A 12,349-nucleotide genomic window follows, 5' to 3' on the forward strand; every position below is an offset into this window, starting at 1 on the left:
GGCTCCCATGAAACTTATGCGAATTTATTCAACACTAGTACTCATAGCATTTTCAACTACCAAAATTCTTGCCAGTGAAGTTGAGAATCAGCATATTGTTTTGGGAACATGGCAAGTCTCGAGCACGAATTATTGCCCGCATATCTGCGCGCTTGATGATGAACAAACCTCATCATATGCAAATACCATTATTGAGTTATCAAAACTCAGCGCAAAAATCGGCAACAAAACATGTATGAATCCTTCATATGTTTACAGACATTTAACCTCACATGAGTTTTATCAAAGTAACTATTTCCCCGCTTCTGATATTGGTTTGCTCGGTGAGACCGTTACAGAAGTCACGTTATTTTGTGGAGAACAGCAAGGAAAATATAAAAGCGGAATGAGATATCATTTTTATATTAAGAGCCAAGATGAAATCCTTCTTGGCGTTGATGGTGTCGAATTTTTAACAAAACGGGTAAAGTGAGCCTAACAATCCAATCAACACACTCGCTTCGCTCGCTGGGACGCCTACTCGCTGCGGCTTCGCCATTTTCGCAGCAAGCATTCGCCCGTTATCGGGGCGTTAGCTGTCATGGAGGTTCTACATTGAACACAATTGATAAATTGAAAAGTACCCCTCCTAAAAACTTGTCCAACTTTTGTCTGGAAATTTTTACAGGAAAGCTTCCATCTAAGTGGAACCAAACTGAGGCCTTTATTAGTCAAAGTGTTGCTTGCTCTTGCGGAAACAAAGAAAATTTTTTACGTACCTATGAATGGACTGAGAAGAAAGGTTTCTTTAGAAAGAAAATAGTTGTGAATAAATGCTCCCCAGCTTTTCTTGAATGCCCCAATTGCGGCAATCAAGCGGTATTGTTTAATCCTGAAATTCACGGGTGGACTGGTGGTTTTCAAGAATCCCCGCCTGAACTTACTTTTGATGGTTCTAAAAGGGTCAGTTCAGAAACAGGGGAAATAATCGTTAATTACTCTTACCAAGGAATTGAAAATTATGAAGAAATGTTTGAGGACCCGGATATAAAGTCGCCTTCGGATTATTTCGATACATTTTCAATTTACTTTATGAAAAAAAATGGAGAATTAATTGAGGTTATTAGTAACGAGTGCGCATGAGAGCTAACAAACCGATCAACACACTTGCTGCGGCTTCGCCATTTTCGCAGCAAGCATTCGCCCGTTATCGGGGTGTTATGTGCCACGGGAATTTTAACAAAGGAGAAATGTATGGGTGCTTGGGGAATAGGGGTCTTTGATGATGATTCATCTTGTGACCTTATTTTCGATGTAATAGAAACCGACGCTGAATCGTTTATCGTCAAGACAATGGAACATAAAGGCAGTGAGTATTTGGAGTACGAAGAATGCCATGAAGTAATAGTGGCTGGGGCAATTATGGATATGCTGCTCAACAAAACAGTTTTTGCTCACCAAAATGAAGAATTTGATGAATGGCTTTCAAAACAAAACATAGCAAATCTCCACACCTATAAAAACGACCTGGTAGAGTGTTTAAACCTAGTACTCAGCGACAAGTCTGAATTAAATGAACTTTGGGAAGAGAATGAAGAAGACTACCCAAAATGGAAAAGCAATATCACTAGTATTATCAACAACATTGGCACATAACAAACCACTGTAGACGCAAGCGGAGCTTGCTGGGACAAAAACACAATGCGGCTCCGCCATTCTCGCATTGCGCTTTTGCCTCTTAGCTTAATGTTAGGAGCCACTTAGGGTCATGACTGACTTTTTTATTGCGGGTAAATTTGAAAAAGCGGAATTGCAGAACGCTCTGAGAGTCGCTAGCGGATTAAAAGATATTGTAGTTCTCTCTCGAATCGAAGATTGTCTCGAATTATCCCAAGGTACTAACTGGGTCACTATGTATCCAGATTACAACAAAAGATTCCCCACATTTGTCTCTTGTGATGGAATAGAGTATCCAACGTTTGCTATGGCTGCGCTAGCGAAACTACTTAATTGTGAGATTGCATTTGAGTTTTATCCAGATTCAAACCCCAATATTTATAGCCTGATAACGAATGATGGTGAAGTTTCAACAATAGAGCTTCTCGACGAAGAAATTGAACCTATGTGAAGCTATGTGGCTTCTAACAAGCCAATGAATTCGCTCCCTTTGGTCGCTGGGACAAAAACTCGTTGGCTTTCCCTCGTGCCTCGGTCATTATAGCCAACAAGTTTTAGCCCATTATTGGGGCGTTAAGTGTAATCAGTCATGGCTCTTTGTAGAACAATTGCAACATTAGCAGGCCAGCTCGAATTCCAATTGGAAGGCATGCAGGAGAACCACCGCAACATGATCGCGGTTATGAAGAATATGCCCTTCTACTTAGAGAAAGGTAGTCTTGCTAAATGGGAATCAGATTATAGAGCCGCAATCGGCGACGCTGAGGATGAAAGTAGTACTTCATACCAAGCAATTGACCTTGTATATGAATTGGCAGGTTTAAATTTGTTTGGTGCTTTCCAAGTTGCCGAGACCCAGTCGCTATATATAGAAATAGTCGTTCAACTTAGCAGTATGGGACTGCAAGTTTCTGAGAATATGGACGTTTCGCAGTGGTGAAACACTTAACAAGGCCATTAACCGCACTTGCTTTGCAAGTGCCCGGACCGCGCATTCAGCGCGGCCCGTTATACGGGCGTTAGGCGTCAGCTAGCATGAATTATTTGGATGGAAACACGGCAAAAATTGGAGATATTGTCGAAATTAAAGGCGGGTATTATGGTGAAGTCGTTTGCAACATAGAAAGTGGTGAATACTCTCCCAATTTTACACGGAATGAATGGGGTTACTTAAATAATGGGCTTTTACTCAATACCAATTTTGCAGGCTTGGTGCACTACACTAAAAACACAGAACTAATTCGATTGGTAAGACACAGTGATTATGACACCTAACAAAACGCTCAAGTCGCTGCCCCCCGCGCGGGCTGCTGGGACAAAAACACAGTGCGGCTTCGCGATTTTCGCATTGTACATTTGCCCCTTAGCTTAGTGTTAGTTGCCAAAGGATTAGCATGTTTTCATTTTTTAAGAAAAAAACAAAACTAAGCAACGAAGCCAATAACGATTTGGCCTTAATGCTTCTATCGGATAGAGAAAACCCTATCCCAAATATCGAATTCTTCGATAGCATAACTATGGATTTATCAATCGAAAGCCTTCATCACTTGGATGAGTATTTAGAAACTGTAAGTGCATCACCGCCAGAGGAAGATCTATTGGTTCGGTTAGTTTTGCGCGCAGGTTCATACGTCGGGGAAGTTATACGCAAAGAATCCGATATACAATATGACTGGCTAGATTATGAAGAAGCAGAGAAATTAAATACAACTATTAAGAATTTTGGTTTCCAACTCGGGACTGCTTGCGTTTTATGGTCTAAACCTGATTCATTTATCTTCCCTATCGCAAAGGTTTTAAAGCGAATTGAGAACGGGAGTGAAGACAATGTTTATTCTTTTGCAAAGGTTGCTGTTTCCGGTATCGGCGAAAGCAACTAACAAAACGCTCAAGTCCCATCCCGCTGCGCGGGCTGCTGGGACAAAAACACAATGCGGCACCGCCATTTTCGCATTGTGCTTTTGCCCCTTAGCTTAGTGTTAAATATCTCCGTTTTTTAAGTGAATTGGATCATGAGAATATTTTTGGTATTGGGTGTCTTGTTTCACTCACTAGACGCTTTGGCTGAAGAATGTGCTCTGGACAAGAAAGATAAGCTTTTTGCTTTGATAGAAAATAAAGCTCTTGGCGATCCTGATAAAACCGACAAGCTTGCAAAATTTGCTGACCACGATTACCCGGTAATGTGTAAGATCGTTTACGAAGGGCAACAATATATTTGGCATACCGATAACGTAGGTAAACGGTACTTCATTCAGAATGTAAAAAAGGGCACTTATTATGGTCTATTTACCCACGATATTTAACAAAGGTATCCAGCGGATTGCCTTACGCTGCGCTCCAGTCAACCGCTGATCCCGGCGTTATACACCAAAATGAAAATTTTTATTCCCGTCATTAGAAGCTTCGACTGTTCAGACTTCGATCCTATACAAGAATGGGTTTTCGAGGATCCTTCGGAAGTGGATTTTTGGTTCAACATTTCTGTAGGTGCAAAGGACATGGAAGGCACTAACAACTTCCAAATTCACGTGGTCACGCAAAGACTATTATCTCAAATTACCGACAAAAAATATCTGATTGTTTTACCCTATTATTCATGGGATAAAACTCTAGAGAAAGTAGACAAAATACTCTCTGACTGTACAGATGTGAGCTGGGAAGGAATGTTCAGACAAATCTCTAAACATTTTTGCTGGGAATACGAATGAATGAAGAGGCAATGGCGTATAACAAACGCATCAACTCAGTCGCTGGCGCTCCTTGGGACAAAAATACGTAGGCTCCCCGCGCTTCGCTTGGTATTGTAGCCTACGTATTTTTGCCCGTTATGCGGGCGTTATGTTTCAGGTTGAGCATGGATAGAGTCGAAACAATAGTTAAATCACTTCGAAAATATTATGAATTAGAATCTACAGAATTCGAATTAGTGTTTTCCTTTCCTAGCGAAAAAATGGCTAAAGAATATTTCGTAAAAATCTATCATTGGGAACATAATGATAGGATGATTCAGTATGAACTTGACGGTATGTATTTCTCAGGTTTTAAAATTAAAACAGACCTAAATGCTAAACATCTTAAGTATCTAACTGAGTGCTATGTAAATTTAGCATCGGAAACCGAGGGTTATTTATATCGTTGGAAGCTGTGGGTTTGAAACATAACAAGCCAATAAAGTGGGACTGCTAAAGCTTGGCTCGGTTTCGCTTCGCTTCACAAATATAGCCAAGCATTTATCAGCCCCTTATTGGGGCGTTAGGAGCCATTGTGAGTTCAATGGATTTTTTAAAGGAAATAACGAACATAGAGCAAAACTCTCTTGTTAATGTAATTTTCTATTTCAATGACGATTTGAGCTTATATGTTGAAGGCGGCTTTCGATTAACTGACGGAAACCAGCTATTGTTTGAACCTAAAACCTATTGGGATTCAGACTTTGATTTGAGAATTTTCAATTCTTTAAAAAAGGCGCTGGTTGGAGAGAAAATTGAACAAGTGAAAGCATGTGATAACACTGGGGAACTCTCAATAACTCTTTCTAACACCAAGAAACTTGAAGTATTTTACGACGAAGGTACCTATTCCCTTTGGGAACTTAGAAAAGGGAATGCCCCCCTTTTTTCATCAGAAGGTGGTGCTATTGTTAAGTTCAGAGGCTGGGATGGCACCTAACAAAACGCTCAAATCGCACCCCGCTGCACGGGCTGCTGGGACAAATATACAATGCGGCTTCGCCATTATCGCATTGTACATTTGCCGCTTAGCTTAGTGTTATCTCTCACGGATGTTATGAACTCAGCAGAAATCACAAAAGCGACAATTGAGTTTGCAGTAAGACACGGACTGGGAAAAAGCCCAGAATTTAAGGGTTTGTATAATGCCATCGCCTCTTCTCCCAAACACGAACGTTATAAAGGCCTAATGGGTGTTTTCGCAGTTCAAATGAGAGAAGACAGGCTCAAAGTTCAAACGTTTACTGGTCGCCTTCTATTGAAAATAAACCCCAAGGCAACAGAGCGGTGCGAAGAAGCTATTTTTCGCCTTCTACCACACTGGGACGTAAGCGCAGAAGAAGTTGTGTTTTACCTCAGAAAACAGTTCGGGAAAGAAAATATGCTGACTGCAATAAACAACCTGAGAGCTGGCCAACTTTCAGATTTAGACTTTGCACAAATAGATACTGTTGTACACTGGTTGAACTGTTGTGAGAGATAACAAACCACTGTAGTCACTCGCTGACGCTCGTTGGGACACAAACACGCAGGCTCCCTTCGCTACGTATTATAGCCTGCGTATTTGTGCCCCTAAATGGGGCGTTAAGTGCCAAGAGGTAGATTATGAATTTCAAGGAAGAATTAACTCAGCTCTTAGACATAGAGAAGGCGCAATTCATTAAGTTTCTCCGAGTAGATGAAGAATGCTCTTTTCGGGCGATCGCCGCAGAATGTAGTGAAAAGTGGCAGAAAGACTGGGGAGAAAATCAGATTATAGGTGAAGACCTATGTGCTTTGGCAATGCAAATGCTTAACGAAAAGCCAGAACAAGGATGGAATTAAGATATGCCACCTAACAAACCAATTAACACACTCGCTTCGCTCGCTGGGACGCCTACTTGCTGCGGCTCCGCCATTTTCGCAGCAAGTATTCGCCCGTTATCGGGGCGTTAGGTGCTTCTTTGAATAGAAAAAATAGTGGTATTTTTAAAGAGTCTTTTATAACTCTTTTATGTTGGATATTCACTGGTATTGTTATGTGGATTTTCAGCAAATCCTTTACTGCATGGATTAATGACGACCCTTTCGAATTTGCGAGTCTAAAATTGAGCTTCTTAAACAACATGCCAGAAGGCATAAAATTTATTGTCGTTAGTTTTGGAACTTTGTATGCGATTTACTATTCAGTGAAACAAACAATAAAAGCGTTTTATTTAATCACGGGTAAACAAAACTAGGATGTATCTACACGCACCTAAAAAGCAAATTAAGCCACTCACTTCGTTCGTTGGGACGCATACACGTGGGCTGCTTCGCATTTTAGCCCACGCGTCTGCGCCCCTTATTTAAAAGTTATATGTCATCGGAATCCTAGTGTACATTCCACTCATTGGTACTAATATTCGGGATATACCATCGGAAACGTTCGATGTGATTATCAAAGATTTAATAGCTGATGGATGGAAACTGGGTAAGCCATCATGGGGAATTGCCGGTTCTGTCGACTATCAAAGAGTCAAGCTTAGAAAAGGTTTCAGAACCCTTTTGCTGGAATACGACAATTGGACTGAAGGCGAATTAACAGGAAACAAGAAAATCGTGACTGAAATTGCAAAAAGACATAATCTAAAAACAAACCGGTCATTCTTTTCAATATGATAGACAAAGAATATCAAGTTAAAAGATTTGTCACTGAATTCTTGAAAGAGACGGAAGAGCTGATTACAGAACATGAATTTGCAACTTTTGAGTTAAGTAGGTTCCAGAAAGAGTTTGGAATTAAGGATTCAAATAACCCTATGTTTGACTGCTATCCAATTAACAGAAAGCACATCGAATTTCTTAATAGGTACTTTCTGGTTCAGCCTGTATGGGACTTTAAGAATAAATCATACTTCGTAGAAGCAAATGCCATATAACAAACCATTCAAGCTCACTCGCTCCGCTCGCTGGGACAATTCCTCGCACGCGGATCTGCTATTCTCGCGTGCAAGCAATTGCCCCTTATCGGGGGGTTAGTATTCAAATGCAACCTCTGAGCAGTAATGGAATAACTTTATGGAAATGAAAGCAAAAGAGCCCTTTTTAATAATCTCTCATCCCGAGAAAGGCAGTTTTAGACTTTATCTAATGGACGATAATGATAATGGCCCTGATTATTATCAAGCAGATAAAAAGCGTTGTGCTCAAAAAGTTTATTCTAGAGGAGTAATTATCGACGGTGAAGTGGTAAATGATCCTCAACGTATAACAAGCTTTCTAGAAACAGCTGATGAAGCTTTGGAAGAGGCAGCAATTAATGCAATCGAAGCTGGAAAACGTGAAGTAGACGAAGAACTCAGAGAAGAAATTCTGCCACATATAGGTTCTATTGAATTTGATGAAGCTGTTAATGAAAAAATGAGAGAGCTAGGCTGGGTAACCAGAATGGGAACCAAAGCTGATCTAAATTGAATACTAACAAGCTGTATAAGTGGGACTGCTAAAGTTTGGCTCGGTTTCGCTTCACATTATAGCCAAACATTTATCAGCCCCTTAACAGGGCGTTATATTTCTCTCAAACAAAAAGGATGTTAATTTGAATTGGAATGGAAAAGATAAAGTTACAGTTGCGTACACTTTCTTGTTCCAGTCGGACGCTTCAGCACGAAGTGGCTTTAGAACAATTCAGGAAAGAACAAACCCTTCAGAATGTTCTATGCGTGAAAATAAAGAGGGAAAAATACTTCTGCGGATTACAAGGAAATTGAATAATTCGGAAAGCGACATTCTATCTACTAAAGATGAACTCGTAAGTGATCTCGAAAGATACGGTGGTGTGTTTCAGAATTGGAAGTTTCACGTCATCAACATCAATGGGAAGAATAAGCCAATTAAAATTAGGACGGCGTCCAAATTTCTCGCTTGGCTAACCCCACCAGGTGACGCGAGGAATTATCAAAGGTACAAGATGCCCTTCTATTCAATAATTTTTGTTTTGGTAATCGGTTTTATTGTGGCTTTTTGGGTATGAAATATAACAAAACGCTCAAGTCACTCGCTTCGCTCGCTGGGAGCAAAACACATGGCGCCTTTGGCTATTCTGCCATGTGTTTCGCCCCCTTAGCTTAAAGTTAGGCTTACAAGGATCGTCATGCGATATATATCAACATTATTTATTTTTTTCGTAACTACTGCAAATGCCAGCGAATCCGACGTTGATTACAAGCATGTTGCGATAGGAACTTGGGAAATATCTGAAACAAATTATTGCCCAAATGTATGTGCCCTTGATGATAAACAAGCTTCTTCGTACAAAAGCACAATTATTGAGTTTGGTGAGTTCAGCGCGAAAATTGGCGATGAAACTTGTGACAGTCCTTCCTATTTATATAGGTATGTAACTAATGATGATTTCGTCCAAGGAAATCGATTCTATCCGTCAGACATAGGACTCAATGATGAAAAAGTTATCGAGGTATCTTTATTCTGTGGTGGCTCCTATGGAGAAAGAAAATATGGCATGGCAAGTAGTTTTTATGTAAAGAACCAGAATGAAATATTAATTGGTTACAATGGCGTGGAATTTTTAGCTATACGGTTAAAGTAAGCCTAACAAGCGCATTAAGTGATGGGACTGCTAACGCTTGGCTCTGTTCAGCTTCGCTTCACAGTATGGCCAAGCAATATCAGCCCCTTATGCGGGCGTTATATGCCAGTCAGCTCCTGAAGGAATTAGTAACATTGGTAGAATATAAGAGTCAGTGGAAACAGTTTTTATTTTGTTTTTTCTTTGGCTATTTCGGCTTGTTTTACACGAGCCTTAAAACTGGTTTAACAGCCGTTATAGTTGGAACTTTAATTTTACCGTTTGCGGCAGTTATTCATGGTTTACCGGTTAGTTTGAATGTCGGATTCAATTCCTTAGAATTTTGGTTGTTTATATTGTTCGCTCCGCTAGTGTTTAGCTGGCCACTTTCTTGGGTTGCAGGCTACATAACAATAAAGGAATACAACAGAAGGGCTGCCAGAGTAATTGAACTACAACAAAGGAAGAGCTCAAGAAGTGGGCATATAACAAACCAATTAACACACTCGCTCCGCTCGCTGGGACGCCTACTTGCTGCGGCTTCGCCATTTTCGCAGCAAGTATTCGCCCGTTATCGGGGCGTTAGGCATACACAAGTGAAATTTTTCTACACAGCTCTTTTTTTGTTTTTGTTCTCGTTTGATGCTTTAACTTGCATGCTTCCTAATCAAGGTAAAGAATTTGGTAGTCTTATTGAAATTACAGAACTCGATGAAAAAGATGAATATTTAGTTTCTTTACCGAGAATAATAAGTAGCTCAGGTGGATTTCCTACAATTACTCTTGTATATCAATCTATTGAACTTGAAGATGATTGTGTGGAATCAATACTGGCTGATGGAACACGCACAATATGTTTGCCGAAAGATCAAACTAGACAGGAAATACAACTTCAAAACATATTCAAAGATCTTTTTGATGTGATCACCAACGAAGAGTTTTACAGCGGAACAATAACTATAGAGCCTAAAGAAGGTTATTTAGTCTTTGTAAGTGCGCTTTGGGATACAGAAGTATGCCCCACTATTGGAGAAAAAGAGGTAATTTTGAGCAGTATGCCTAACAAACCGATCAAGCTCACTCGCTCCACTCGCTGGGTCAATTACTCGCATGCAAGCAATTGCCCCTTATTGGGGTGTTATGTGTTTAGGAGAGTCACCTGAAAACTTGGAAGTTTGCTTTTATCGTTTCTGTTCTCGTCTTAATTGCCAGTAACATTTATTGGTTTCTAGTAGTTATTGATCAAGCTGTTACAGATAAGTATCAATCCATGGATTTGCATCATCAAGATCAACTGATTAATGATATGGGTAGCTTAATTGTTCAGGGAATAGAAAGTAGAAATAAAAAAGATGTTTTGTTTCTATTAAGGCAAGCTAAGCCAGACGCATTTATTGTTGACGAAGGTGATATCTTAATTTTTGAAAATATCGCATTTGAATTTGAACAAGATAAATTGGTTAAAGTTGGTAAATAAACACATAACAAGCCAATAAAATGGGACTGCTAAAGCTTGGCTCGGTTCCGCTTAGCTTCACAAGTATAGCCAAGCATTATCAGCCCCTTATTGGGGCGTTATGTGCCCAGTCAACAATGGAATGTCTTATCGTGATGAATTCTAGATTCAAATGTGATGAATACTTATCAGAGTTTGCTTCTTCAGGTTTTTATCATGACGAATCTTATCTTCAACTTGTATATCCAAAAGAAGATGTGTTTATTAATCATGAGAGTGGCCACCTTGTTATTGGCAATGCTGGTGCGGATGGAATAGAGCTTTGTTTTAGAGCGCACCTCGAAGGTGTTTGGGCATATTACCCTATCGAAATGTCTTACAAATTTATCAGCGGTACAGTAAAGGAACTCATTGAAGGGTATTGTAATGGAAGCATCACAGTTTAGGGCACATAACAAAGCGCTTAACACGCTCACTCCGTTCACTGGGACAGTAACGCAGCGGCGCTTCGCGATTATGCCGCTACGTCACTGCCCGTTCGTTTAGCGTTAGTTGCCACAGGGAAATCATGCTTAAGAAAATCTTAAAAAAGCTCCAATCAATTGGAAAACCAGACCCATCAACAATAGTTGGCGAATTAATTAAAGCGGACGAGATGTGTAGGTTAGAGCCAGAATTGGCTTCTCAATTTCAAATGACTTACGATGAGTATAGGGAAGCTCTAAAAAATGAATATGAGGGGTTAGATATAGCAAATGAAATCGCAAATACCCCTGCAATCGGTGAGCTAACGATAGAACAGCATGCACGTAAAATAGTTCAGGCATATCACAGTAGCCAAAAACTAGATCCTTGGTACTCCTCAATTATCGAAGGTTCAATAAGTGCGTCATCAAGGGCGTTTCAAGCTTATGGCAACTAACAAAACGCTTAAGTCGCAACCCGCTGCGCGGGGCGCTGGGACAAAAACACAATGCGGCTTCGCCATTATGCCGCTACGTCACTACCCGTTAGCTTAGCGTTATATGCTTTTTAGAATAATTATTTGTCTACTCACTTTTTTAGCCATGCACAGCTTTGTATTTGCAGGCGGTAGCCACTATCCGGCGAAAATAGAGAGCATCCGTACAGACGAGACTCAGTTTCACTTGGTGGCCGTGTTTATAGACACTTTTGGCTACGATGTAGACCAATGTAAAACGATTGCTCTTAGCGGGGACTATGACGCCAATAAATGGCGCTCTTATACAAAACTAATTAACGAAGATATTCATTTGCAATCTTTGGAGTTGTTGAAAGTTGCACAAAAAGAAAGAACCATTGTTAACATAGGCTTCATTGGTGCAGGATATAAAAAGGTAGGCAACTGTGAATATCGGAGTAAAGGATTATTCCATGAAGAGCAAGGTGTCTTTTCAATCTATACACGCATATAACAAAACGCTTAAGTCGCCCCCCCTGCCCGGGCTGCTGGGACAAAAACACAATGCGGCTCCGCCATTTTCGCATTGTGCTTTTGCCCCTTAGCTTAGTGTTATATTCTGTTTAACCTAAAAGGAATTTTTATGAAAAAAATCGTTTTCTCTTTATTTCTCTTTTCTACAACTGCATTCGCAAACAACACATACCAATGTGATGGCGAAGTTGCTGGTGTTACGATAGAACCAAAAACTGGGATTGTGTTTGCACAAAAATTAGCGGGGCTTATCTGGCCAAAGTTATGCAGCGTAACATCAGAATACAACGGCATCCCTATTGAATCGTGTAAAATCATCTATTCAACATTGCTGGCGGCTCAAACATCAAAAAAGAATGTCAGGCTTTGGTTTAACGATCAGCAAGATTGTAGTTTAGAAAGCCATCCAAGCTGGCAACCTCTAACGGGCTGGTACTTCGGTCCATCATTGATGGAATGAATATAACAAAACGCTTAACACGCATTTGCCCCTTAGCTTA

Annotated in this window: 22 protein-coding genes; all 22 read left to right on the plus strand. The window is 40.3% G+C overall.

Features of this window, described 5'->3' with window-relative positions; genetic code table 11:
- Positions 1–472, plus strand: a 472-nt coding sequence (locus AC27G9_RS20890) for a hypothetical protein (RefSeq protein WP_487076484.1), incomplete at its 5' end; no start/stop codon positions are given.
- Between the two features lie 122 nt (positions 473–594).
- On the plus strand, positions 595–1,122 hold the full coding sequence (locus AC27G9_RS20895; protein ID WP_487076485.1) for a hypothetical protein: 528 nt from the start codon (positions 595–597) through the stop codon (positions 1,120–1,122).
- Between the two features lie 111 nt (positions 1,123–1,233).
- Positions 1,234–1,635: a DUF4259 domain-containing protein gene (locus AC27G9_RS20900; protein WP_487076486.1), complete on the plus strand. Its 402-nt coding sequence runs from the start codon at positions 1,234–1,236 to the stop codon at positions 1,633–1,635.
- Between the two features lie 112 nt (positions 1,636–1,747).
- A complete protein-coding gene (locus AC27G9_RS20905) occupies positions 1,748–2,107 on the plus strand; it encodes a hypothetical protein (protein ID WP_487076488.1) in 360 nt (119 codons plus the stop codon).
- Between the two features lie 138 nt (positions 2,108–2,245).
- A complete protein-coding gene (locus AC27G9_RS20910; RefSeq protein WP_487076489.1) occupies positions 2,246–2,596 on the plus strand; it encodes a hypothetical protein in 351 nt (116 codons plus the stop codon).
- A gap of 95 nt (positions 2,597–2,691) precedes the next feature.
- Complete coding sequence (locus AC27G9_RS20915) at positions 2,692–2,931, plus strand: hypothetical protein (protein WP_487076491.1); 240 nt, start codon at positions 2,692–2,694, stop codon at positions 2,929–2,931.
- Positions 2,932–3,050: 119 nt separating this feature from the next.
- Complete coding sequence (locus AC27G9_RS20920) at positions 3,051–3,536, plus strand: hypothetical protein (RefSeq protein ID WP_487076492.1); 486 nt, start codon at positions 3,051–3,053, stop codon at positions 3,534–3,536.
- 132 nt (positions 3,537–3,668) lie between these two features.
- Positions 3,669–3,962, plus strand: coding sequence for a hypothetical protein (locus tag AC27G9_RS20925; protein WP_487076493.1), 294 nt, complete (start codon positions 3,669–3,671; stop codon positions 3,960–3,962).
- A 69-nt stretch (positions 3,963–4,031) separates the two neighbouring features.
- The gene (locus tag AC27G9_RS20930) at positions 4,032–4,367 is read left to right on the plus strand and encodes an Imm8 family immunity protein (protein ID WP_487076494.1); all 336 of its coding nucleotides are present in this window, start codon (positions 4,032–4,034) and stop codon (positions 4,365–4,367) included.
- Positions 4,368–4,923: 556 nt separating this feature from the next.
- Positions 4,924–5,328, plus strand: a complete 405-nt coding sequence (locus AC27G9_RS20935; protein WP_487076496.1) for a hypothetical protein — start codon at positions 4,924–4,926, stop codon at positions 5,326–5,328.
- A 117-nt stretch (positions 5,329–5,445) separates the two neighbouring features.
- Complete coding sequence (locus AC27G9_RS20940; RefSeq protein ID WP_487076497.1) at positions 5,446–5,871, plus strand: hypothetical protein; 426 nt, start codon at positions 5,446–5,448, stop codon at positions 5,869–5,871.
- A gap of 122 nt (positions 5,872–5,993) precedes the next feature.
- Positions 5,994–6,212, plus strand: a complete 219-nt coding sequence (locus AC27G9_RS20945) for a hypothetical protein (protein WP_487076498.1) — start codon at positions 5,994–5,996, stop codon at positions 6,210–6,212.
- Between the two features lie 588 nt (positions 6,213–6,800).
- Positions 6,801–7,028 (plus strand): hypothetical protein, encoded by a 228-nt coding sequence (locus AC27G9_RS20950; RefSeq protein ID WP_487076499.1) that lies wholly within the window; start codon positions 6,801–6,803, stop codon positions 7,026–7,028.
- On the plus strand, positions 7,025–7,288 hold the full coding sequence (locus tag AC27G9_RS20955) for a DUF7683 domain-containing protein (protein WP_487076500.1): 264 nt from the start codon (positions 7,025–7,027) through the stop codon (positions 7,286–7,288). The genes AC27G9_RS20950 and AC27G9_RS20955 overlap by 4 nt, the downstream gene beginning before the upstream one ends.
- A gap of 139 nt (positions 7,289–7,427) precedes the next feature.
- Complete coding sequence (locus AC27G9_RS20960) at positions 7,428–7,823, plus strand: Sec-independent protein translocase family protein (RefSeq protein WP_487076502.1); 396 nt, start codon at positions 7,428–7,430, stop codon at positions 7,821–7,823.
- 679 nt (positions 7,824–8,502) lie between these two features.
- The gene (locus tag AC27G9_RS20965; protein WP_487076503.1) at positions 8,503–8,958 is read left to right on the plus strand and encodes a hypothetical protein; all 456 of its coding nucleotides are present in this window, start codon (positions 8,503–8,505) and stop codon (positions 8,956–8,958) included.
- Positions 8,959–9,023: 65 nt separating this feature from the next.
- Positions 9,024–10,100: a hypothetical protein gene (locus AC27G9_RS20970; RefSeq protein WP_487076504.1), complete on the plus strand. Its 1,077-nt coding sequence runs from the start codon at positions 9,024–9,026 to the stop codon at positions 10,098–10,100.
- A complete protein-coding gene (locus AC27G9_RS20975; protein WP_487076509.1) occupies positions 10,097–10,414 on the plus strand; it encodes an Imm58 family immunity protein in 318 nt (105 codons plus the stop codon). The genes AC27G9_RS20970 and AC27G9_RS20975 overlap by 4 nt, the downstream gene beginning before the upstream one ends.
- A 131-nt stretch (positions 10,415–10,545) precedes the next feature.
- Positions 10,546–10,839 (plus strand): hypothetical protein, encoded by a 294-nt coding sequence (locus AC27G9_RS20980; protein WP_487076505.1) that lies wholly within the window; start codon positions 10,546–10,548, stop codon positions 10,837–10,839.
- Between the two features lie 122 nt (positions 10,840–10,961).
- The gene (locus AC27G9_RS20985) at positions 10,962–11,315 is read left to right on the plus strand and encodes a hypothetical protein (protein WP_487076506.1); all 354 of its coding nucleotides are present in this window, start codon (positions 10,962–10,964) and stop codon (positions 11,313–11,315) included.
- A 103-nt stretch (positions 11,316–11,418) separates the two neighbouring features.
- Complete coding sequence (locus AC27G9_RS20990) at positions 11,419–11,829, plus strand: hypothetical protein (protein WP_487076507.1); 411 nt, start codon at positions 11,419–11,421, stop codon at positions 11,827–11,829.
- A 129-nt stretch (positions 11,830–11,958) separates the two neighbouring features.
- Positions 11,959–12,309, plus strand: coding sequence for a hypothetical protein (locus AC27G9_RS20995; protein WP_487076508.1), 351 nt, complete (start codon positions 11,959–11,961; stop codon positions 12,307–12,309).
- The last annotated feature ends 40 nt before the right edge of the window (positions 12,310–12,349 follow it).

The organism is Alteromonas sp. 5NS40-0096, from assembly GCF_057544385.1.